Here is a 21,633-nt window from a genome sequence, read left to right as displayed (position 1 = left end):
AAAGCGGCGTTCGCTTTCTGGGTGATCATCCGGGATGAAAATCGCCCTGCCCTTGATTCGACGCGATCTCCTCTCTAACTGCGCGGCATCGGCTGCGGGCCCCTCTGGCGGAACGTGCACCGTGCTCCTCGCGACGCCCCCGGTTTTCCGGTGAGGCCCATCGTCCGCCGGCTCGGCGGCCCGTTCGGGAGGGATGCGGCAGACACCTCCGCGATGTCGGAGCCGATGCTCTCCCAAAAGCGAAGCATCCGGTCCCGCGCGATGATGATGGATTTTCTCACCCACGAGTGGCTCGGCAAGCCCGTCTGGATGTGGCTCGGCTTCCACGCCCTCGTGGCCGCCCTGCTCGCCTTCGATCTCGGCCTGCTCCACCGCGACAAGAACCACGAGATCGGCGTGAAGGAGAGCCTGCTCCTCACCGCCTTCTACTTCACCCTCGGCCTCGCCTTCGGCGGCTGGATCTGGTGGATGCTCGGGTTCGACCCGGCCCAGGAATACGTGACCGGCCTCGTGATCGAGAAGTCGCTGTCGATGGACAACGTCTTCGTGATCGCGGTGATCCTCACCTCGCTCGGCGTGCCGCGGGCGGCCCAGCACCGGGTTCTGGTCTGGGGCATCCTCGCCGCGGTGCTGCTGCGCGGCCTGATGATCGGGCTCGGCTCGGCCCTGGTGCAGCAGGCGCACTGGGTTCTCTCGGTCTTCGCCGCCTTCCTGATCTATGTCGGCATCAAGATGCTCGTCTCGAAGGAGGAGGACGAGCAGGATGTGAAGAACAGCGCCTCCATGCGCCTGCTCAAGAAGTGGGTCCGCATCACCGAGAAACCGGAAGGGCAGCACTTCATCGTGCGCAAGCCCGACCCGAAGACGGGCAAGCCCGTGCGCTGGCTGACGCCGCTCGCCGTGGCGCTGGTGCTCGTCAACATCGCGGACGTGATCTTCGCCGTCGACAGCGTGCCGGCGATCTTCGCCATCACCACCGACCCGTTCATCGTCTACACGTCGAACATCTTCGCGATCCTCGGGCTTCGCGCGCTCTACTTCGCCCTCGCGGCGATGGTGGACCGCTTCGCCTACCTGAAGACGGCGCTGGCCCTCATCCTGCTGTTCATCGGAACGAAGATCGTCGTCGCCGACACGCTCGAACTCGTCCACCTGCCGCCGTGGGTGTCGCTCGTCGTCACCCTGGTCCTGCTCACCCTCGGCGTCGTCTACAGCCTGTGGCGCACCCGCAAGGCGGCGGAGCCGGAGCACCAGAAGGCGAGCGGGGAAGTCGCCCACCGCATCTGAGGCGGGCCCCGCGCAGCGCGCTTTCCCGATCCGGCACGGCGCGCCCACGGGGGGCCGGAGGGTTCGTTCACGATCTTGCGCGATGCTGGGGACAGGCCGGGGAACCGGCTGCGTTCCCAGCGTATTCGGGCCCGACCATGCGGCGTTTCCTGACCGGCGGCATCAAGGCGATCCTGGCCATCGCCGCCCTTTCCACCGCCGCCCATTGGGCGATGCGGGTCCAGCGGGAGCCCTCGGCTCCGGCCCTGCCCGTGGCGGCACTCGCCGACCCCGTCACCACCGGCTCCATCACCGCCCGCAAGCCGGACCGTGCAGCGGAAGCGGCGATCATGCCGGCGAGCCTCGGCGGCGGCCTCGACCAGGATCATCTCGCCAAGCTGATGGCCGGCGCCGCCTCGGACCGGCCGAAGCTGCAGAAGGCGGTTGCCAAGCGTTGAGGACGCGCTGAGCGCCCTCCATCCCCGTCATCGCATGGAAAAAGCCGCCGGCCCTGGGGACCGGCGGCTTTGCCGTGCGGGTGCGCCCAGTCGGATCAGGCGGCGAGCTGGCGCGGCTCGTGACGGCCTTCCTTCACCTCCTCGACGATCTTGGCGCAGAAGGCGTCGAGGTCGCCGGGATTGCGGCTGGTGACGATGCCGCCATCGGTGACGACCTCCTTGTCCTGCCAGTTGCCGCCGGCATTGATGACGTCGGTCTTGATCGAGGCGAACGAGGTCAGGGTGCGGCCCTTGGCGGCGCCGGCCTCGATCAGGAGCCAGGGCCCGTGGCAGATCGCGGCCACGACCTTGCCGGAGGTGACGAAGCTGCGCACCACGTCGAGCGCCTTCGGCTCGAGCCGCAGCTTGTCCGGGTTGATCTGCCCGCCGGGCAGGACCAGCGCGTCGTAATCGGCGGGATTCACGCTCTCGAGATCGAGATCGACCGGGACGTCCTTGCCCCAGTCGGTCTTGTCCCAGCCGCGAATCGTGCCCTTGGACTGGCGCGATTGCGGGCTGGCGACGCTCACCTGGGCGCCGGCCTCCTTCAGCTTGGCCTGCGGCACCGTCAGTTCGCTCTCCTCGAACCCGTCGGTGGCGACGATGAGGATCTTGGCCTCGCGGATATCGGGCATGCGTCTGCTCCGTTGCGATGGGGATTTCCCCGGCCAACGGGTCGCGGTGGATCCAGTTCCGGACGCCGTCACAGCGCCGCACCAGGACGACCGGCGAGACGAACGAAGAACGGAACCGGACGATAGGGGATGTGTTGGACCGCCATTCCCCGCAACAGAACTGGAGGCGGCCCATGGCCAATCCCGGCATCCCGACCCCCGAGCCCATCCCCGGCGGACAGATCCCCGGCGACCTTCCCCCGCCGCCGCAGCCCGACGATCAGCCCGATATCGGGCCGACCGGTCCGCGCACGCCCTATCCGGTGGACGACCCGGGCGTCGACGAACCGCGCGGCCCCGGCTCCGAGCCGGACTATCTCCCCGGCGGGCCGACCGATCCGGGCATCCGGCTCTGATCCGAAGCGGCGCCCCGCCTCAGCGGGGCGCCGTCATCCTATGTTACTTTTACGCCACGAGTCCCCGACAGTTCAGGCGTCTAGCGACTTTCGAAACTCCGCACGCTTGCGTTGAGACGAAGCCAGCTGAACAACCAGTTCTGCCGCCCGGAGAGGCGGCTGGGGGACATCACACCATGGTCAAGCAGGGTCTGGCCGCCGCGCTCGTCGCGGTGAGCGTCGCCGCATGCGGAAGCGTCACGCGCGGCACGAGCGAGTTGATCGCCTTCACCTCCGAACCGCCCGGGGCGGCGGTCGCCACCACCACGAACCGGTTCTGCCCGGCCACGCCCTGCTCGCTCGACGTGCCCCGCTCGGAGGAATTCGACGCGACCTTCACCAAGCCGGGCTTCCGGCCGGAGACGGTCCCGGTGCGGACCAAGGTGGTCGGCACCGGCGCCGCGGGGTTTGCCGGCAATGTCCTGGCGGGCGGCGTCATCGGCATGGGCGTCGATGCCTATACCGGTGCGGCCATGGACCACACGCCCAATCCCGTCGCCGTCACTCTGGTGCCGGATGCCCTGCCGCGCGCGGAACGCACGCGCCGCCGCCGCGGCAAGCCCGAGGTCTGATCGAGCAAAGACGATCAAGGATCGTCACGCCGCCCTCAATGGCCGCCGTGGGAGGTGCGCACGTCCCGCGGCGCCGCCAGGATCTCGCTGAGGCTGGTGGCCACGTGGCGGGCCTCCTCGTCTGTCAGGCGGAGCTGGAACGGCGGGAGGGCGCCAGCCTGGAGCGCCACCACGGCCTGCCCCTGCTCGTCGGTGCCGACCTCGATCGCCGAGGACGTCACGTCGAGCATGGCGACTTCCTCGTCGCCGTTCTCGTCGGGCAGATCGACCTCGCCGTCGTCGTCGATGGCGGTGAGAAGCTGCCCCACGGCCCGCACGAGGGCGCGGGCGGCGCGGGCATCCATCACCACCGCCGTCGACTGGTCGTCCTTCTGGAACGAAAGCTGGATGTTCGCGCCTTCGAGGGAAACCGAGATACCCGCCATGTACCGCCTGACTGCACTGCCTGAGGCGGTCGCGTAACCGCCTGGATTGACGACCATATATGCACCGGCCCCGGGCTTTGTCACAGGGTGGCGGAGGCAGTACTCCGACGCTCGCGCCGAGCCCACCGGGCAGAGCCACGCGGCCGCAGCCTTCCGTTCTGCCTTGTTAAGGCCGCATCGGCGGCCTACATGTAGTCGTGACGGGCGCGGCGAAGCGAATGGCTTCGATCATCCGCAGATCCGCCCGTCATCCCGCAAAATCGGCGGACGCTACCACGTGCTCGCTTCGAGCAGATGCTCGTGCTTGCTGTGTGAAGAACGAAGGAACTATTCGTGGATACTGGGACTGTTAAGTGGTTCAACGAGACCAAGGGCTACGGCTTCATCCAGCCGGATAACGGCGGCAAGGACGTGTTCGTCCACATCTCCGCCGTCGAGCGGGCCGGTCTGCGCAATCTCGTCGAGGGCCAGAAGATTTCCTACGAGGTTCTGACCGACAAGCGCAGCGGCAAGGACGCGGCCGGCAACCTGCAGGCCGTCTGAGCTGCCCCGGGACCGGCCTCGCGCCGGTCCGACGACGCCATCTGACAACGAAGCGGCACCCACCGACCACGGGCTCCCGGAACGCGTTTCCGGGGAGGCCTCCCGGCGGGCGCCGCCGAGACCAAAACAACCAGAAACGACGCCGGCCACGCCGACAAGGTGGCGCGGGATCCGGCGAGAAAGCAAAAACGACAATGATGTTCGAGTTCCGGCGCCACGTGGGCGCCATATCGCCGGTGACCAACGCGGCGACCTTCCGGGTGGACAGCGTGGTCGACACGCAGGCGCGCAACGCGCAGGCCGACCTCAGCCACCTCATCGACCCTTCCTACGAGTACCATTCGCCGCGCGAGCTGCGCTGGCACCTCGCCGACCGCCTGGGGATCACCCCGGCCGCCGTGCGGCTGAAGGAAGCGGCCTGACCGAACGGCCCCGCCCCTCCGGAGCGGGGCTCCCCCGGCCGCCGTCCCGAGACGGATGTGCGGCCCTCAGATCAATCCCAGCGCCACCAGTTCCCGCCGCAGGCTCTCCGGCATCTCGGCGACCTCGCCGGCACTGGCCCGGTCGAGATCGACCGGCGCGTCGCGGGCCTCCAGATAGCGCCAGCCCTGGAACGGGCGGCAGGGACGGGGCGCCACAGGCGTCACCGCCGGATCGAGCACGAGGCGGCAGCGATCGATGCCGTCGCTCCCCGTGACCGGCTCGATGGCGCGTATCGGCTGACGGCAGGTCAGCGCCCCCTTCATCACCCAATAGATCGAGCCCTGGCCGGCGATGGCCGCGGCGCGCTTGGGGAACATGCGGGTGACGTGGGCCGTCACCGGCGCCTGACCGAGGCGCGAAGCCTCGGCACGGTGATGGGCGATCCGCGCCTCCAACTCCTCGATCGAGGAGGGGCCGACGCATAGCTTCAGAAGATGCAGGGCCATGACGCGGGCCCGTATACGGCATCGGCCGCAAAAAGGGGCCGTCGGTTTTCACGGCCGCCGATGCGGCACGAGGAACCGCCCCGCTCCCGCGGTGCGGGGCCCGGTCACGCGAAGAGCGCGATCTTCTCCTCGATGCTCAGGGTGTCGAGATCGGGGAAGGCCAGGGCGAGATCATCCTCGTCGATCAGCGCGACCGGCGCCACGACCAGGGGCTCGGCCACCGGCATGGTCGCTTCGGGCTCCGCCAGGAGGGTGACGTCGGCGGCGGCGTCGGACGGCTCATCCTGCGCCGGTTCTTCGCGCCCGGCGCCGTCTTCGATCTCTTCAGCCCCGTCGATTTCCGGGGCCGTTTCCAGAGCCTCTTCGACCGGGATCTCTTCGACCGGGACCTCTTCGACCTGGGCCTCTTCCCAAGCCTGTTCCAAAGCCTCTTCGGCCTCGGCGGTCACTTCGCCGCCGGAGGCGGCTTCGAACACGGTCCCGGCCTCCTCCGATCCCATCGCCTCGATCGGTTCGGCCACGGCCTCGACCGCGTCCGATCCCGACACCTGCGACGCCCTCTCCAGGGCCGCGAGATCCGCCGCGATCGCCGCGGCGAGGAGCATGGCGGGCGAGGACACCGCGACCGCCTCCTCGGCGCGGACCGGCTCGTCCCGCTCGGGGGCGTCCGGCAGGAAGGCGAGGTCGTCGTCCAGCGTCACGGACGGCAGCGGCGGCAGGGGGGGCCTGGCCGGCGCCGGGACCGGACCTTCCATGTCGAGGAAGCGATCGACGTCGCTCTGGTCGAGGGCGGCGGCGGCCTCCGCGCGGGCGCTTTCGTCGAGCGAGGGCACCGCGTCGTCGGGATTGCCCCAGATGCCGATCATCGAGGCGATGCGGTTCTCGAGGTAGCGCAGGGTGTGCACGACGCGGCTGGTGCGCTGCGCCGTGAGATCCTGGAACGAGCAGGCGGTGTAGATCTGCGTGGCGTGCCGGTCGAGGGCATCGCACATCTCGGAATCGGCGCCGGTCTCGCGCAGGGTCCAGGCGGCCTCCTGCACCTCTTCCGCCGCACTCAGAATGTCGGAGGTCGCCCGCTCGGTGGCGCGCACGATGGCGTCGAGGGCCTCGGAGGCGACGGTGAGCCGGCTTTCGCCCTGATCCGGCGCGGAGAGGGCAGCCACCTCGGCGCGGGTGCGGGCGATGGCGTCGGCCATTTCCATCAGGTCGCCGCGGAAGCGCCCGACATCGTCCGGCCGGTCCGTCGTGCTGACGACGTTCTCGATGCGCCGGATCGCGTCCAGCAGCACCTCCGTGTCGGCGTTGCGGTTGCGCCGGGCGTATTCCGCCAGGAACCACCGGCCCCGCTCGGTCTCGCGGACGGCGTCCTCGATGGCATCGTATTGCGACGCGTCCAGAGGCGTCAGGGAACGGGAACTCGACATCACACCCCGCACAGACTCGGCCCCACCGCGAGGCGTGCCGCGACCCTTGACGGTCAGGACAAGATTGACAGGCGCGCTTTAACGTCGGCTTACGCTTCCTCGCGCTTCGCCCCGCCGCGCGAAGTTTTCTGCCGATCAATGGGCGGCCCGCCGCGCCGCGATCCCGTGACAGCCACTCCCCCGACCGGCGAGCCCGATCCGATCCGGCTCGGCCTCCTCTACGCCGTGGTCTTCGTCGAGATCGGCATCGCCATGCCGTTCATGCCCGTCTGGCTCGGCGCGCTCGGGCTCGATGCCGGGCTGATCGGCCTGCTGCTGGCCCTGCCGATCGCCACCAAGGTCGTCGCGACCCGGCCGCTGATGGGGCTGATCGACCGCGGTGTGCGCCCGCGCACCCTGCTCGTCGTCGGCAGCCTCACCCTCGCGGTGAGCTACGCCCTGATGCCGGCGGCGGCCGCGCTCGCAGCGGTGCTGCTCGCCCTGTTGATCGTCGTCAATGCCGTGGCCCAAGCCCCGCTGGTGCCGAGCATCGACTACCTGACGCTCGCCGCCGCCCGCCGCTCGAAGCGGATCGACTATGCCCGGATCCGGCTGTGCGGCTCGGTCGCCTTCCTCGCCGCCAACCTCGCGGGTGGGGCGCTCCTCGGGGTGCTGGGCAACCAAGTGGCCGTGCCGCTGCTGCTCACCGGGCTCGCGCTCGCGGCGACCCTCGTCGCCGCCACGGGCCGGGAGATCGCCCCGACCGCCGCACCGCCCGCGCAGGCGGGCACCGCCCCGCCCCTGCCCCGGGTGTTGTGGCTCTCCATCGCCGCGGCGGCGCTGATCCAGGCAAGCCATGCGGCGATCTACGCCTTCGGCAGCCTCGACTGGGCCCGGCACGGCGTCTCGCCCCCCTGGATCGGCACGCTGTGGGCCGTCGGCGTCGCGGCGGAGATCGCCCTGTTCGCCCTGGTCGGCCGCTGGCCCGCGCGCTGGCGCAGCCCGTTCCGCCTGCTCGGCCTCGGCGCGGGCGCGGCCCTTCTGCGCGCCCTCGGCCTGAGCTTCGCGGACGGCGATCTCGCCGTGCTGCTGCCGTTGCAGATGCTGCACGGGCTCACCTTCGGCGCGACCCATCTCGGCGTGATGGCGGCGGTGTCCGGCTTCGCGCCGGAGGGCGCCCGCGGCCGGGCGCAGGGCACCGTCGGCGCCTCGACCGCCCTGGTCTCGGCCCTGGCGACATTGGCCTGCGGCGTGGTCTATCGCTCGCTCGGTGGCCCCGCGACCTTCCTGATGATGGCGCCGCTGGCGCTCGCCGGCCTCGGCCTCGTCGCGCTGGCGCAACGCATCCATGATCCCGGCCGATTTGGCAGCAGCTCGACCCATAAGGTATAGGCGACGCTTCCCACGCGACCCCGGGACGGAATCCCAAAGGGATCGTCCCTTTGGCGGGGCGCAAAGTGGGACAGCCGGGCAGCGCCCCGAAAGGCGGCCTATCGCCGGCCGCGACGTCGAACCCGATAGGTCGGATTCGACGCATCTTGGTAAGAATTTCGTTTCAAGATTTTCGGAGCGGAAGCGGGAGCGGCGCGTGCGGATCGCAGACGGCTCAAGCACCTTGGAGACCGCGGGCGCCGACCTCGATGCAGGCGACGGCCGCGTGATCCTGCACGGCCGCTGGACCGCGGATCAGGGCCCGGCGGTCGAGAGCGCCTCGGCGCGCATCGCCGCGCAGGGCCGGCGCCAGCCCGTGCTGGTCGACCTCAGCGGACTGGCGCGCCTCGACACCCTCGGCGCCTGGGTGCTGGAACGGACCCGCGCCGAGATCGAGGCGGGGGGCGGGCGGCTCGCCTATGCAGGGGCCCGGCCCGAGCACCGCATCCTTCTCGGCGAGATGGGCCTGCGCGAGCCCGAACCCGCCCCGCGGGACGGCCGCAACCCCGTGGTGCGCCTCCTCGACGGCACCGGACGGCGCGTCGCGCGCGGCGGCAACGAGATCCTCTCCGGCATCGCCTTCCTCGGCGAGGTGGTCGCCGCCGGCGGCCGGGTCGCGCGCCGGCCGCAGACCTTCCGCATGGCGGCGCTGGTCAACCAGCTCGAACAGGTGGCGCTGCGCGGCGTGCCGATCATCGTGCTGATCTCGTTCCTCGTCGGCGGCATCGTCGCGCAGCAGGGCATCTTCCAGCTCCAGCGCTTCGGCGCGCAGAGCTTCGTCGTGAACCTGATCGGCCTGCTGATCCTGCGCGAACTCGGCGTCCTGCTCACCTCGATCATGGTGGCGGGCCGCTCCGGCTCGGCCTTCACCGCCGAGATCGGCTCGATGCGGATGCGCGAGGAGGTCGATGCCCTGCGCGTCATGGGCCTCGACCCGATCGAGATCCTGATCCTGCCGCGCATCCTCGCCCTCGTGATCGGCCTGCCGATCCTGGCCTTCCTCGGCTCGCTGGCGGCGCTCGCGGGCGGCGGTCTCACAGCGGCGATCTACGGCGGCATGACCGTCGATGCCTTCCTGGCGCGGCTCCAGGCGGCGGTGTCGTTCCACCATTTCGCGGTCGGGCTGATCAAGGCGCCGTTCATGGCGCTGACCATCGGCATCATCGCGACGATCGAGGGGTTCGCGGTGGAGGGATCGGCCGAGTCGCTCGGTCGCCACGTCACCGCCTCAGTCGTCAAGTCAATCTTTATGGTGATCGTGCTCGATGGCCTGTTCGCGGTCTTCTTCGCCGCGATCGATTTCTAGCCTCATACGGACAAACGACGGTCGGACAGCCCCCTTGGCCACCCCTCACCTTTCCTCGAACGGGCAGGACCCCGGCGCAAGCGACGCGATTATTCGCGTGCGCGACCTCGTGGTCGGCTTCGGCCACCGCACGGTGATGAAGGGGCTCGACCTCGACATCCGCCGCGGCGAGATCCTGGGATTCGTCGGCCCGTCCGGACAGGGCAAGTCGGTGCTGACCCGCACGATCCTCGGGCTGGTGCCCAAGCGCTCCGGCACCATCGAGATCTTCGGCGAGGACGTGGACGGGTTGACGGTCGCCCGGCGGCGCCAGCTCGAGCAGCGCTGGGGCGTGCTGTTCCAGCAGGGTGCGCTGTTCTCGGGCCTCACCGTCAAGCAGAACATCCAGATGCCGATGCGCGAGCATCTCAAGCTCTCCGAGCGCCTGCTCGACGAGTTCGCCCGCCTCAAGATCGAGATGGTCGGCCTCAAGCCGGATGCGGCCGACAAGTACCCCTCGGAGCTCTCGGGCGGCATGATCAAGCGCGCGGCCCTGGCCCGCTCGCTGGCGCTCGACCCCGAGATCCTGTTCCTCGACGAGCCGACCTCGGGCCTCGACCCGATCGGCGCGGGCGAGTTCGACGACCTCGTCTCGACCCTGAAGCGGACGCTCGGACTCACCGTCTTCATGGTGACGCACGATCTCGACAGCCTCTACACCGCCTGCGACCGGATCGCGGCGCTCGGCGACGGCCGGATCATCGCGGAAGGCACCATCGAAGAGATGCTGGCGAGCGACCATCCCTGGCTGCGCTCGTACTTCCACGGCAAGCGCGCCCGTGCGCTGTCCAAGCCGTCCCAGGCCGCGCAGCCGGACTTCGCGCATGCGTGAGACGTCGATGATCGCCCCCGGTGCGGTTGCGCACCGCTTCACCCCCTCGGATCGGGATTAGAGCTGAGCCGATGGAGACTCGCGCAAACTACGTGCTGATCGGCGCCTTCACCATCGGCGTCGTCCTGGCGGCCTTCGGCTTCGTGTTCTGGCTCCAGGGCGGCTCCCGCGGTCAGGCGACCCAGGCGCTCCGCATCGTGTTCTCCGGCTCGGTCGGCGGCCTCGCCAAGGGCTCGACCGTGTCGTTCAACGGCATCAAGGTCGGCGAGGCCCTCGACGTGCGCCTGCTGCCGCAGGATCCCCGCCGCGTCGTCGCGGTGGTGCAGGTCGATCCCTCGACCCCCTTGCGCGCCGACACCCGGGCGCGGCTCGATTCCGCGATGCTGACCGGCGTGTCGCAGATCGCGCTCTCCGGCGGCAGCGCCGACGCGCCGGCCCTCACGCCGGGCTCGGGCGACAAGATGCCGACGATCTTCGCCGATTCGAGCGACATCCAGGACATGATGGCCGCCGCCAAGCAGATCGCGCAGCGGGCCGACGACGTGCTTCAGCGCCTCGACAAGGTGGTGGCCGGCAACGAGGGCGCGATCAACCGCACGCTCGCCAATGTCGAGGCCTTCTCGAAGACCCTGGCCGAGGCCGGCCCCTCGATCGCCGGGCTCGTCAAGTCGGTCGACGGCCAGCGCCTCAACCGGGTGATCGAGAACGCCGACACCTTCTCCACCGCGCTGGCCAATTCGAGCCCCGACATCGAGGCCGGGCTCCACGATGCCCGCGAACTCGCGGCCAAGCTCAGCGCCTCCGCCGACCGGATCGACGGCGTGCTGAAGGGCGCCGAGGGCTTCCTCGGCTCGGCCTCGGGCCAGCAGGGCGCGGGCACCTTCGCCGAGATCCGCGAGGCGGCGATTTCCGTGCGCGACGCCGGCAAGGCGTTCCGCACCCTCTCGGAGAACCTCGACAAGCGCACCGCCAACATCTCGACGAGCTTCAACCGGCTGTCGGGCACGAGCCGCCGCGAGGTCGAGGCCCTGTCGAGCGACGGCCAGCGGACCCTGAATACGCTCAGCCGGGCCGCCCGCAGCCTGGAACGCGACCCGTCGCAGGTGATCTTCGGCGGCAAGCCGTCGTTGCCGGAATACAACGGTGGCCGCTGAGCCGCCCTGTTTCAGGACGATGTGTCGGCACGCACGGCACAGCTTGGGCGTTGGCGTATGCTCCCGCATGCTAGAGGGGATGCCTGTCTCCCCGATAGCGAATGGACGGTGCCCGAGCGTATGATGCGTCTTCCTCTCTCGCCTGCCCTTGCCGGCCGTCTCCTGCCCGGCCGCTTCCTGCGGGCGGGCGCCCTGCTCGCGCCGCTCGCGTTCCTCGGCGGCTGCGGCGGCGGCGCCACGCCGCTGACCTTCGACCTCGCCGCCCTGCCGGGGCAGGCCCGGGCCGGCGGCGCGGCGCGCTCGATCGTCGTGTCCGAGCCCGTCGGCCTGCAGCCGATGGAGGCCGACCGCATCATCGTGCGCGAGCCCGGCGGCTCCCTGTCGTTCCTCGGCGGCGGCCAGTGGGCCGACCGTCTGCCACGCCTGATCCAGACGCGGGTGATCCAGAGCCTGGAGAATACCGGCCGCCTGCGCTCGGTTTCGCGGCCGACCGACAAGGTTCCCTCGGACTACCAGCTCGTCAGCGAGATCCGTGAGTTCGACATCAATTCCGGCACCGGTGAAGCGGTGGTGGATCTCTCGGCCAAGCTCATCGCCGAGGGCAGCGGCCGGGTCGTCAACGCCCGCGTCTTCACCGCCCGCGTGCCCGTGCAGAAGGTCGATCCGCAGAGTGCCGCCGCCGGCCTCGACGCGGCGCTCGGCCAAGTGCTCGCCGACCTCGTGCGCTGGGTGAATGCGGCGCGGTAGAGCCCGCGCCGCGCATCCGGCGTCGCGATCACGCGTCCAAGGCCGCAAGCGCCGGCCCGCGCAGCGAGAGCGGCACGGCGATCAACTCGCCGTGGCGCGGTTCCGGACGGTTGTAGACCGCCGGCCGGCCCTGCAGGTCGCAGACGGCGCCGCCCGCCTCGCGGACGATCAGATCCGCGCCGGCGAGGTCCCAATCCCGCGCATCCCGCGAGACGAGGCCGAGGTCGATCCGGCCCTCGGCCACCCGCGCGAGCCGCAGGGCCAGCGAGGGCACCCGCTCGATCACCGTGACCGCCGGCCGTGTCCCGAGCCGGGCCGCACCGTCGAGCAGGCGGTCCTGCATCGGCTTCGGGCCGGTGATGCGCGCGCCCTCCAGCGCGGCCTGCGGCGCGACGCGGATCGGCACTCCGTTGAGGGTCGCACCCTCGCCCGCGACGGCCTCGTAGAACTGATCCGTCGCGGGAGCGAAGACGCCGCCGATCACCGGCTCGCCCCGCGACAGCAGCGCCACCGCGATCGACCAGTCCGGATGCCCGGACAGGAAGGCGCGGGTGCCGTCGATCGGATCGACGATCCAGACGAGGTCGTGGCCGAGCCGGACCGGATCGTCGCTGGTCTCCTCCGAGAGCCAGGCGGCCCGCGGTTCGATCTGCGACAGGCGCACCTTGAGGAAGGCGTCCACGGCGACGTCCGCCTCGGTCACCGGCGAGCCGCCGGCTTTCGACCAGACCCGCGCACTCGTGTGCGCGCCCGTCCGGAAGGAGGGCAGCGCCAACGCGGCGGCCTCCCGCATCGCGTCGTGCAGCACGGGCCGCAGCGCCGCGAAAGAGGATGTCGTCTGGGTCATGGATGGGTCATCGATCCGGTCGAAGCCGCTCGTGCGAGGCCGGCCTCATGTCGTTTGACATGTCGTTTGAACGGCGCCGACGCCCCTTCGTTCTAGGGCATCAACCGGAAAAGTGGCCATCGGTTTTCGCAAAACGCAGCCATGCGCCGCGGGCGGCGAGCCCGGGGACAGGCTCCAGCGCTGCGTCCATGCGCGAACGGTTACCGACATTTGCACCAATCCCGGCAAGGGTCCGTTGAGCATTCGGCAGAGTTCGGCTCGATCCACGAACGCTTAACGCTCACTCTTAAGGCGCCTTGGGGGAGACGACCGGCACTGTGCTTGTCAGATCAGCGCGTCCGACAGAGACCGCGACACGGGATAGGGCGTCGAACCGATGATGACTTTCGAGATCACGAATCAGAACTGTCGGCCCGGCAGCAACGACGCGGCGCGTGCGACCCGCCTCACGTATGCGGCCACCCCGCTGCCGGCCTTCGGTGCGCGCCTCGGCGGTGGCGCGGCCGTCGGCGTGGCCTTGTCCTTCGCCGACGATGCGGCCGATGCCTGCGGCGAGGACCGTTTCTCCCTGCTCCTCGTCGACGGCGAGGGCGAGGTGACGATGCAGCTCGGGCCGTTCCCCGAGGAGGAGGTCGTGGCGCTGTGGCGCGACATCGCGACCACCGGCGGTCTCGCCCGCATGCTGCTGCGCGAGGACGGCGCCATCGTTCCGGTCTCGCAGCAGCTCGGCCCGGTCGTGCTCGGCAAGGGCCGGCAGCGCCGCCGCCACGCCGCGCTCAGCGGACGCCGCCCGCGCTTCCTCGTGCGGCGCAAGACCGCCCGCCTCCCGGCCCGGCCCTGCATCCACCGGGGCGAGAGCGAGATCATTTCGCGGAACTGAGAGGATGGACCGACCTCTCAGCCCTCGGTCTCACCCCTTGTCCAGCGGCCCATCCGGCGCGCGGTCGGCCGGTATGCCGTCATAGCCCTCGAGCCATTCGGTGCGCTCGGGCGAATTCAGCGGATAGGGGCAGGCGTCCCGGGGACGTCCCTGGTTCCGGGCGCGGGCGCCTTCCGCGATGGGGTCGGCGGGGGGTCGGTGGGGATCCGTCTCACGCATGCACCGGACATGGCGCGGGGATCGACCCGCGCCATCGGAGGGCTCGCCGATCAGTGCAGCCCCTGCCACAGCGCGTCGGCGGCGAGACCCGCGAACAGGACGAGACCCGCATTGCGGTTCGAGCGGAACAGGGCGAGCGCGCGCGCGCCGTCGCGCTCGGAGAGCCGCATCACTTGGCCGGCGAGGTGGCCGGCGAACAGCGCGAGCCCGAGCCAGCCGAGGGGGCCGGCCCCGGCGCCGAGCAGCGCCGGCACGAACAGGGCGGCGGTGCCCGCATAGCACAGCCCCACCGCGAGGCGCAGCCGCGCCCCGAACAGCCGGGCCGAGGAATGGATGCCGACGATCTCGTCGTCCTCGATGTCCTGTACCGCGTAGATCGTGTCGTAGCCGACGACCCAGCAGATCGTGCCCGCGTAGAGCCACAGGGCCGGCGGATCGAGGCGGCCGAACACGGCGACCCAGCCCATCAGCGCGCCCCAGGAGAAGGCGAGGCCGAGCACCGCCTGCGGCATCGGCATCACCCGCTTCATGAACGGGTAGATCGCCACCGGCGCCAGCGAGAGCATACCGACGAGAATCGCGGCCGCGTTGAACTGCAGCAGCACGGCGAGCCCGACCAGCGCCTGCGCCACGAGGAAGGCGGCGGCCTGTTTCGTCGTCACCTGCCCGGAGGGCAGCGGGCGCGAGCGGGTGCGCTCGACCTGCGCGTCGAGCCGGCGGTCGGCGATGTCGTTGTAGGTCGAGCCGGCCCCCCGCATCGCCACCGCGCCGATCAGGAACAGCACGAGATGGCCGGGATGGGGACCGGGAGTCCCGGCGGCGACGGCGGCGAGCGCCGCCGACCACCAGCAGGGCAGAAGCAGCAGCCACCAGCCGATCGGCCGCTCGATCCGGGCGAGCCGGAGATAGGGCCGCGCGGCGGCCGGCGCGAGCCGGTCGGCCCAATGGCCGGCGACCGCGTCGGCGACGCGGCCGGAGCCGGGCTCGGACGGAGAGGGCAACGCTGACGCGGCGGCGATCGGTTCGAGGCGCGGTCTCTAGAGCGCGCCCTGCGGCATGCGGAAGGCGCCCGACAGGCCGGGGCCGCCGAGCAGGCCGCCACCGCCACCGCCGTTCTGCGCCTGGGCCTTGGCCTGGGCCTCCATCTTCGAGGCCTGGGCGGCGATGCCGCAGACCTTGGTGCGGATCGCCGCGACCTTGTTGTGGTCGGCCTTGAAGCCTTCCGAGAACGAATCGGGGATCGAGCACCACTCCTTGTTGGCGGTGATCCACTTGATGCCGGTGGCGCCGTTGGCCTGAAGCTGGCCGAACAGCGAGCACGCCTCCTGCGGCGTCATCTTCTTCTTGGAGTTCGAGGCCGAGTTGGCCTTGGCCACGAGGTTCTTGCGCTCGATCAGCGTCTTCTGGATCGAGCTGCAATCGGTGCCGGCCTGCTGCGGCACGGACTGGGCGGGCGCGGCCGGCGCCATGGGCGGGGGCACGGTCATCGGCGCGGCGGCCGAGGGAGCGGGCTCCGCCGTCGCATCCATCGAGGGCAGCGGCGCGCCGCTGAGGCCCTGGGCCAGCGCCGGCCCGGACAGCAGGGCGAGGCCGACCAGAGCGGCGGCGGCGGTCTTCGTCGGTGCAGTCATCCTGGCAGACATTCGGCCCGGTCCTTCTCCCCGCATGCCGCGACGGGTGTGCCCCCGATCCCGCAGCGCCCGCCCGGCGCGAGACCCCGGCACTGGCGCGGCGGTTTCGGCTGGGAGGCTTGAACATGTTTCGATGCGGCACTCTTCTGCGCACGGGAATGTGGCGCCAATGGTGCGTTCCGCCGCCCTGAAGCCGCGGAGGTGGGAAACGTTTCGAAACCGGCGGCGCGTTGCATTTCCGCACCAGTCGGGACGGGCGCCGGATTGACAGGCCGGGACGGCCACGCGACGAGACCGGCTTCACTGCGAGAGATCATGGCCGCTTACGACTTCACCGCCCCGCGCCTCTTCGTCGAAGCGGATCTGGCGGAGGGGCGCGTCCTGCCGCTGGAGCGGGCGCAGGCGAACTACCTGCTCACCGTCCTGCGCCGCGCCGAGGGCGAGCCGGTGCTGCTGTTCAACGGGCGCGACGGCGAGTGGCGTGCCGAGATCGTGCCGCAGGGCCGCAAGAGCGCGGATCTGCGGGTCGTGGCGCAGACCCGGCCGCAGCCGGCGCCGTCCGACCTGCACTACCTGTTCGCGCCCCTGAAGACCGGCCGGCTGGATTACATGGCGCAGAAGGCGGTGGAGATGGGCGCCGGGCGCCTTCAGCCGGTCTTCACCCGCTTCACGCAGGGCGAGCGGATCAAGCTCGACCGGCTCCAGGCCAACGCGATCGAGGCGGCCGAGCAATGCGGCATCCTCGCCGTGCCCGAGATCGGCGAGCCGGACCGGCTGCCCGCCTGCCTCGCCGCGCTGGACCCCGGGCGGCTGCTGGTGTTCTGCGACGAGGACGCCCCCGTCACCGATCCGGTCGCGGCCCTGCGCGGCGCGGCCGATCCGGCCGACCCGCCGCCGCTCGCGGTGCTGGTCGGCCCCGAGGGCGGATTCCACCCGGAGGAGCGCGCCCTGATCGCCGCCCGCCCCAACACGGTGGCCCTGTCGCTCGGCCCCCGCATCCTGCGGGCAGACACGGCGGCGGTGGCGGTGCTGGCCCTGGTGCAGGCCGTGCTCGGCGACGCGCGGTGAGTCGGACCGATTCGAGAAGGTCTCAAAGAATGACGTTGCCCCGCATCCTCCTCCTGTCGCTGGGCGGCACGATCACCATGACCCGCTCCAGCGAGGGCGGGATCGTGCCGACGCTGACGGCCGCCGACCTCGCGGCCTCGGTGCCGGGGCTCGACACGGTGGCGGCGATCGAGACGCTCTCGCCCCTGCGCCGCCCGAGCGCCGGGCTGACCCTCGACGACCTGATCGGGGTGGCGCGCACCCTCAACGAACGTCTCGCCGGCGATCTCGACGGGGCGGTGGTGATCCAGGGCACCGACACGATCGAGGAGACGGCCTTCGTCCTCGACTGCCTCGTGGCCGGCGACAAGCCCGTGATCGTCACCGGGGCGATGCGCGGGCCGGAAAGCGCCGGCGCGGACGGGCCGGCCAACCTGCTCGCCGCCACGATCGTCGCGGGCAGCCCGGCGGCGCGGGGCCTCGGCGTGCTCGCCGTCCTCAACGACGAGATCCACGCCGCGCGCCTCGTGCAGAAGGCCCACACCGCCCTCCCCTCGGCCTTCCGCTCCCCGCTCGCCGGCCCGGTCGGCCTCGTGATCGAGGGCGAGGCCCGGATCTTTCTGCGATCCCGCCGCTCGCCGGCCCTGACCGGCCCATTGGCCGACGAATCGGCACCGGTGGCGCTCCTCAAGATGGGAATCGGCGATGACGGGCGGCTGCTGGCCGCCCTGCCGGATCTCGGCTTCCGCGGCGTCGTGATCGAGGGGATGGGCGCCGGTCACGTCCCGGAAACGCTCGCCGCGATCGTTTCCGGGCTGGTGGAGCGCGTTCCGGTGCTGCTCGCCTCCCGCACGGTGACGGGTCCTGTGTTCTGCCGCACATACGGGTATCCCGGCGGCGAGATCGATCTGCTGGCCCGCGGCGCGCTCTCGGCCGGTGCCCTCTCGGGCCTGAAGGCGCGGCTGCTGCTTCAGCTTCTCCTTCGCGCAGGCATCGAGCGGGCGGCTTATGCCTCCTACTTCGCGGATCCGTGATCGCGGAACCGGACGGCGTAAACAGAAGCTTGAGGCATGTCTGCCATGCGGTCGGCGGGCGCGTTGTTCAGTCTTGCGGCGTCCTCTAAGGACACGACATCCGGTGAGGCCGCCGCCGGCCCCGTCCGGTGGCGGACCTTCGGCGCGCCGCTGATCCCCTTCGACTGACGTTACCTTCGAGGCAGCGCATGGCGCGCGACACGTCCGACACGACTCCGCTCACGACGCGGGACGAACTGATCGCGTGGTTTTCCGCGGGTGAGAAGCCGCGCGAGCGCTTCGCCATCGGCACCGAGCACGAGAAGATCCCGTTCTACACCGCCGACCGCACCCCCGTGCCCTATGAGGGCGAGCGCGGCATCCGGGCGCTCCTGGAAAACCTCGGCCGCGAGACCGGCTGGGAGCCGATCCTGGACGGCGGCAACATCATCGGGCTGGCCGGCCACGAGGGCGGCGGCGCGATCTCGATCGAGCCGGGCGGACAGTTCGAACTGTCCGGGGCGCCGCTCGCCGACATCCACGCGACCGCGGCCGAACTCGACGAGCACCTCGCGGCGACCAAACGCGCGGCGGATCCGCTGGGCATCGGCTTCCTCGACCTCGGCATGAGTCCGAAATGGACCCGCGAGGCGACGCCGCAGATGCCCAAGAGCCGCTACCGCATCATGCGCAACTACATGCCGAAGGTGGGCAAGCTCGGCCTCGACATGATGCTGCGCACCGCCACCGTGCAGGTGAACGTCGATTTCGCCTCCGAGGCCGACATGGTGCGCAAGATGCGCGTCAGCCTCGCGCTCCAGCCCGTCGCCACGGCTCTGTTCGCCAATTCCCCCTTCACCGACGGGCGCCCCAACGGCTTCCTGTCGCGCCGCTCCGAGATCTGGCGCGACACCGACGCCGACCGCACCGGCATGCTCCCCTTCGCCTTCGAGGACGGCTTCGGCTACGAGGCCTATGTCGATTGGCTGCTCGACGTGCCGATGTATTTCGTCAAGCGCGGCGAGACCTATCACGACGTCGCCGGCGCCTCGTTCCGCGATCTGATGGCGGGGCGCCTCGCGCAGCTGCCGGGCGAGCGGGCCACCGTCTCGGACTGGGCCAACCACGCCTCCACGGTCTTTCCGGAAGTGCGGCTCAAGCGCTTCCTCGAAATGCGCGGCGCCGATGTCGGCGGGCCGGCGATGATCGCCGCGCAATCGGCCTTCTGGGTCGGGCTGCTCTACGACGAGACCGCCCTCTCCGCCGCCTGGGATCTCGTGCGCGGCTGGTCCGCCGGCGAGCGGGAGGCGATCCGCGCGGCCGTGCCCCGGCTCGGGCTCCATACCAGCATCGGCGGGCGCTGCCTCGGCGCGGTCGCGGCGGAAGCCCTCGCCATCGCCCGCACCGGACTCCAGGCGCGGGCGCGCCGCGACGGAAGCGGGCGCGACGAGGCGGTCTACCTCCAGCCGCTGGAGGCAATCGTCGCCGCCGGCCGCAGCCACGCCGAGGAGCGGCTGGCCGACTACGAGGGTGCCTGGGAGAAGTCGGTCGATCCGGCCTTCACCGCCTGCACGTTCTGAGACGACCGCCTCTGGACGACGTCCCGCGCGGACGGAGGCCGCCTCATGGAGCCGGCGCAGCACCCGGTGAGGGCGGCGTCAGCCGATAGAGGATGTAGGGGCCGCGCGCGCTCCCGGTCTCGAGCGGATCGGCACGCCAGCCGGCGCGGCGCAGATCGTCGACGAGGAGCCCCCAGAACCGGTCCGGCGCGTCGTCGAGGATGATGGCATGGGTCGCCCCGCTGCGCCGGGCGATCGCATCGACGGCGCGGAACCGTTCGGCACCGCCGCTCGGCGCCGTCCAGCGGCGGTGGTCGGCGATGCTGTCGGGGGATTTGAGCCCGACGAGGTCGGTGAGCGGCAGATCGCTCGCGGTGGCGATGACACCCGCATCGTGAATCAGCAGGCGCGCCTGCGGCAGGTTGGCCTGCGCCCAGCGGGCGACGGTGGCGTATTGTGCCACACGCTCCTGTCCGGCGGTGATCTGGAGCAGGGCCGAGAGGGCAAAAGCCGCCTGCGCGAGGATGACGAGGCGCACGGGACGCAGGCCGTGGACGGCGCCGAGCCGCATCACGGCGAACAGGGCGATCGGCAGCAGCGCCAGGGTGTAGCGGTGCCCGTTATGGCCGAGCACCTCCCAATTGGTCATCGCGAAGCCGAGGGTGAACAGGGCCACGAACCCTCCGAGCGCCCATGCCGGGCCGGCGCGGCCGAGGAAGGGAAGCGCCGCCGCCACGGGCCCGAGACCGGCTGCGACCATCATGGCGGCGTAGACGACGCTCTCGGCCAAGCTGGCAGACGGCACTCCGAAGAAGGCCTGCTTGGCGGCGATCGTCCGCGGCAAGAGGGTGCCGGTCTCGGCGAAGCTCCAGGCGAGCCAGGGGGCGGCGGCGAACAGCACGCACGCCGCATCCGTCGCGAGAGCGCGCAGGGCCGCCGCCCGGTCCGGCCCGGCGGCGAGCCGCAGCCGAGCCTGCCGCGTCATCAGCACCAGCGAGAGCAGGCCGAGTTCGGGCCGCAGGAACGGCAGGAGACCGCAGGCCAGGGCGAGCCGCCGCGACGGGGCCTCGAGGGCCAGCACCAGCGTCCACGTCACTGCGGCCATGACGAGGCCGGTCTCGAGACCATTGAGGAACTGGGCGGCTCCGAAGGCCAGCCCCACGAGGGCAAGGGCCGTCCCCTCCGGCCAGGGCAGGCCGAGCCGGCGCCCCAGCGTCAGCAGCCCGGCAAGGAACAGCACCGGCCCGGTTCCGGCGACGAGATAGGAGGCGGCCTCGCCCGGCAGCACGAGACTGACGGCTGTGACGAGCGCGAGATGGATCAGGCTGCTCGCGCCGACGAGGGCCGGGACACCGTAGTTGCGGTCCTGCCCCTCGATCAGGACGCGGGCGTTGTGGATCGTGATGTAGGCGTCATCCAGGGGGAAGACCCAGCCGCCGCGGCCCCACCAGAGCAGGACCAGCCCGAGGATCAGGACGGCGCAGAGCCCGGCACCGAGCCCGGCGCGCCGATCGACGGTCCGTCGTGCGGACGGCACGGCCGCGGTTGCGGAGAGGGCAGGCATCGGGGTCACGGTGCGATCAGACCATAGCGGCCTTACCCGCCGGTGAAGGGCCGCGGCCGATCCGCCGCCGCGACGCAGGGGCTGACGGGCCGAGCCGGCAGCGGGCCGGGCGCGCGGAATTTCACGAGCCGGGATGCAGGGTCGCGGGAACGGGAATTGCGCGAAATTGTTCCTGTGCGTGTTCCTTAACGCCTAAGGAGTCCGCATCCATGTCCCGTATCGCGAACCTGACGCTCGCCGGCCTTACTGCGGCGAGCCTGACCGTGACGGCCGTTCCGACCGCACAGGCCGCGCCGCTGCCGGCGATGAGCGCCGCGCAGGTCGGCGGCACCACCACCACCGTGGACACCGTCGGCTGGCGCCGCGGCTATTACGGCGGGCATTACGGCCCGCGTTACGGCTACGGCTACGGGTATCGCCGCCGCAACATCGGCGGGGCCCTCGCCGCCGGCGCGGCGCTCGGCCTGATCGGCGGCGCCATCGCCGCCAGCACGGCCCCGCGCTACTACGGCTACGGCTACGGGTACCCGGCCTACGGTGGCTATTACGGCTACGGTCGCCCCGTCGGCTATTACGGCGGCTACGGCTACCCGGCCTATGGCGGCTATTACGGCTACGGCCCCTACGGCTGGTAGCCGCGTCCGCACTCGGTGAAACACA

25 protein-coding genes are annotated in these 21,633 nt (G+C 71.0%); 16 read left to right on the top strand and 9 right to left on the bottom strand.

Annotation, left to right across the window (positions count from 1 at the left end; genetic code table 11):
• Positions 1-261: 261 nt before the first annotated feature.
• On the top strand, positions 262-1,287 hold the full coding sequence (locus tag HNR51_RS22785; protein WP_182556445.1) for a TerC family protein: 1,026 nt from the start codon (positions 262-264) through the stop codon (positions 1,285-1,287).
• A gap of 137 nt (positions 1,288-1,424) precedes the next feature.
• Positions 1,425-1,724, top strand: coding sequence for a hypothetical protein (locus tag HNR51_RS22780; RefSeq protein WP_182556444.1), 300 nt, complete (start codon positions 1,425-1,427; stop codon positions 1,722-1,724).
• A gap of 95 nt (positions 1,725-1,819) precedes the next feature.
• Here HNR51_RS22780 and HNR51_RS22775 read toward each other — a convergent pair whose 3' ends face one another.
• The gene (locus HNR51_RS22775) at positions 1,820-2,398 is read right to left on the bottom strand and encodes a type 1 glutamine amidotransferase domain-containing protein (protein ID WP_182556443.1); all 579 of its coding nucleotides are present in this window, start codon (positions 2,396-2,398) and stop codon (positions 1,820-1,822) included.
• Positions 2,399-2,571: 173 nt separating this feature from the next.
• On the opposite strand from HNR51_RS22775, the gene HNR51_RS22770 reads away from it, so the two are divergent.
• Together HNR51_RS22770 and HNR51_RS22765 are read left to right on the top strand one after the other, a co-directional pair.
• A complete protein-coding gene (locus HNR51_RS22770; RefSeq protein ID WP_012452743.1) occupies positions 2,572-2,793 on the top strand; it encodes a hypothetical protein in 222 nt (73 codons plus the stop codon).
• Between the two features lie 176 nt (positions 2,794-2,969).
• Complete coding sequence (locus HNR51_RS22765) at positions 2,970-3,404, top strand: translation initiation factor 2 (protein ID WP_182556442.1); 435 nt, start codon at positions 2,970-2,972, stop codon at positions 3,402-3,404.
• Positions 3,405-3,439: 35 nt separating this feature from the next.
• Here HNR51_RS22765 and HNR51_RS22760 read toward each other — a convergent pair whose 3' ends face one another.
• Positions 3,440-3,829: a hypothetical protein gene (locus HNR51_RS22760; protein ID WP_012452745.1), complete on the bottom strand. Its 390-nt coding sequence runs from the start codon at positions 3,827-3,829 to the stop codon at positions 3,440-3,442.
• 333 nt (positions 3,830-4,162) lie between these two features.
• On the opposite strand from HNR51_RS22760, the gene HNR51_RS22755 reads away from it, so the two are divergent.
• Together HNR51_RS22755 and HNR51_RS22750 are read left to right on the top strand one after the other, a co-directional pair.
• Positions 4,163-4,372, top strand: coding sequence for a cold-shock protein (locus HNR51_RS22755; protein WP_012452746.1), 210 nt, complete (start codon positions 4,163-4,165; stop codon positions 4,370-4,372).
• Positions 4,373-4,566: 194 nt separating this feature from the next.
• The gene (locus HNR51_RS22750) at positions 4,567-4,794 is read left to right on the top strand and encodes a hypothetical protein (RefSeq protein WP_012452747.1); all 228 of its coding nucleotides are present in this window, start codon (positions 4,567-4,569) and stop codon (positions 4,792-4,794) included.
• Between the two features lie 66 nt (positions 4,795-4,860).
• Here HNR51_RS22750 and HNR51_RS22745 read toward each other — a convergent pair whose 3' ends face one another.
• Together HNR51_RS22745 and HNR51_RS22740 are read right to left on the bottom strand one after the other, a co-directional pair.
• Positions 4,861-5,301 carry a DUF1489 family protein gene (locus HNR51_RS22745; RefSeq protein ID WP_182556441.1) on the bottom strand — a complete coding sequence of 147 codons (441 nt, stop codon included), beginning with the start codon at positions 5,299-5,301 and terminating at the stop codon, positions 4,861-4,863.
• A gap of 104 nt (positions 5,302-5,405) precedes the next feature.
• The gene (locus tag HNR51_RS22740) at positions 5,406-6,725 is read right to left on the bottom strand and encodes a hypothetical protein (protein ID WP_182556440.1); all 1,320 of its coding nucleotides are present in this window, start codon (positions 6,723-6,725) and stop codon (positions 5,406-5,408) included.
• Between the two features lie 165 nt (positions 6,726-6,890).
• Between HNR51_RS22740 and HNR51_RS22735 the strand changes: the two genes are divergently transcribed.
• The 5 genes from HNR51_RS22735 to HNR51_RS22715 all read left to right on the top strand — a co-directional run bounded on the left by HNR51_RS22735 (position 6,891) and on the right by HNR51_RS22715 (position 12,213).
• A complete protein-coding gene (locus HNR51_RS22735; RefSeq protein ID WP_182556439.1) occupies positions 6,891-8,096 on the top strand; it encodes an MFS transporter in 1,206 nt (401 codons plus the stop codon).
• A gap of 196 nt (positions 8,097-8,292) precedes the next feature.
• Positions 8,293-9,441 (top strand): ABC transporter permease, encoded by a 1,149-nt coding sequence (locus HNR51_RS22730; RefSeq protein ID WP_182556438.1) that lies wholly within the window; start codon positions 8,293-8,295, stop codon positions 9,439-9,441.
• 34 nt (positions 9,442-9,475) lie between these two features.
• Positions 9,476-10,312 (top strand): ABC transporter ATP-binding protein, encoded by an 837-nt coding sequence (locus tag HNR51_RS22725; protein ID WP_012452752.1) that lies wholly within the window; start codon positions 9,476-9,478, stop codon positions 10,310-10,312.
• A 71-nt stretch (positions 10,313-10,383) separates the two neighbouring features.
• A complete protein-coding gene (locus HNR51_RS22720; protein ID WP_012452753.1) occupies positions 10,384-11,466 on the top strand; it encodes an MlaD family protein in 1,083 nt (360 codons plus the stop codon).
• Between the two features lie 120 nt (positions 11,467-11,586).
• Complete coding sequence (locus tag HNR51_RS22715; RefSeq protein ID WP_182556437.1) at positions 11,587-12,213, top strand: ABC-type transport auxiliary lipoprotein family protein; 627 nt, start codon at positions 11,587-11,589, stop codon at positions 12,211-12,213.
• 28 nt (positions 12,214-12,241) lie between these two features.
• Here the strand turns inward: HNR51_RS22715 and HNR51_RS22710 are convergent, their stop codons facing one another.
• A complete protein-coding gene (locus HNR51_RS22710) occupies positions 12,242-13,060 on the bottom strand; it encodes an inositol monophosphatase family protein (RefSeq protein WP_141950432.1) in 819 nt (272 codons plus the stop codon).
• Positions 13,061-13,436: 376 nt separating this feature from the next.
• Between HNR51_RS22710 and HNR51_RS22705 the strand changes: the two genes are divergently transcribed.
• Positions 13,437-13,940 carry a DUF6101 family protein gene (locus tag HNR51_RS22705; RefSeq protein ID WP_182556436.1) on the top strand — a complete coding sequence of 168 codons (504 nt, stop codon included), beginning with the start codon at positions 13,437-13,439 and terminating at the stop codon, positions 13,938-13,940.
• A 30-nt stretch (positions 13,941-13,970) separates the two neighbouring features.
• Here HNR51_RS22705 and HNR51_RS26845 read toward each other — a convergent pair whose 3' ends face one another.
• From HNR51_RS26845 to HNR51_RS22695, 3 genes are read right to left on the bottom strand one after another with little or no spacing between them, the layout of a single operon-like run.
• Positions 13,971-14,159 carry a ribosome modulation factor gene (locus tag HNR51_RS26845; RefSeq protein WP_012452757.1) on the bottom strand — a complete coding sequence of 63 codons (189 nt, stop codon included), beginning with the start codon at positions 14,157-14,159 and terminating at the stop codon, positions 13,971-13,973.
• 50 nt (positions 14,160-14,209) lie between these two features.
• Entirely contained in the window at positions 14,210-15,160 is a 951-nt protein-coding gene (ubiA, locus tag HNR51_RS22700) for a 4-hydroxybenzoate octaprenyltransferase (protein ID WP_182556435.1), read from the bottom strand.
• 36 nt (positions 15,161-15,196) lie between these two features.
• Positions 15,197-15,802 (bottom strand): hypothetical protein, encoded by a 606-nt coding sequence (locus HNR51_RS22695; RefSeq protein WP_141950434.1) that lies wholly within the window; start codon positions 15,800-15,802, stop codon positions 15,197-15,199.
• A gap of 303 nt (positions 15,803-16,105) precedes the next feature.
• Here HNR51_RS22695 and HNR51_RS22690 point away from each other — a divergent pair, with 303 nt between their 5' ends.
• From HNR51_RS22690 to HNR51_RS22680, 3 genes are all read left to right on the top strand, one after another.
• On the top strand, positions 16,106-16,858 hold the full coding sequence (locus HNR51_RS22690; RefSeq protein WP_141950435.1) for a 16S rRNA (uracil(1498)-N(3))-methyltransferase: 753 nt from the start codon (positions 16,106-16,108) through the stop codon (positions 16,856-16,858).
• A 29-nt stretch (positions 16,859-16,887) separates the two neighbouring features.
• Positions 16,888-17,871, top strand: a complete 984-nt coding sequence (locus tag HNR51_RS22685) for an asparaginase (RefSeq protein WP_182556434.1) — start codon at positions 16,888-16,890, stop codon at positions 17,869-17,871.
• A 188-nt stretch (positions 17,872-18,059) separates the two neighbouring features.
• Positions 18,060-19,430, top strand: a complete 1,371-nt coding sequence (locus HNR51_RS22680) for a glutamate--cysteine ligase (RefSeq protein WP_182556433.1) — start codon at positions 18,060-18,062, stop codon at positions 19,428-19,430.
• A 43-nt stretch (positions 19,431-19,473) separates the two neighbouring features.
• Here HNR51_RS22680 and HNR51_RS22675 read toward each other — a convergent pair whose 3' ends face one another.
• A complete protein-coding gene (locus HNR51_RS22675; RefSeq protein WP_495525045.1) occupies positions 19,474-20,973 on the bottom strand; it encodes a DUF8728 domain-containing protein in 1,500 nt (499 codons plus the stop codon).
• 209 nt (positions 20,974-21,182) lie between these two features.
• On the opposite strand from HNR51_RS22675, the gene HNR51_RS22670 reads away from it, so the two are divergent.
• Complete coding sequence (locus HNR51_RS22670) at positions 21,183-21,608, top strand: hypothetical protein (RefSeq protein WP_012452764.1); 426 nt, start codon at positions 21,183-21,185, stop codon at positions 21,606-21,608.
• Positions 21,609-21,633 lie beyond the last annotated feature (25 nt).

It is taken from the genome of Methylorubrum thiocyanatum, from assembly GCA_014138645.1.
Classification (GTDB): Bacteria; Pseudomonadota; Alphaproteobacteria; order Rhizobiales; family Beijerinckiaceae; genus Methylobacterium; species Methylobacterium thiocyanatum.
This window is presented reverse-complemented; position numbering and strand designations above follow the sequence as displayed.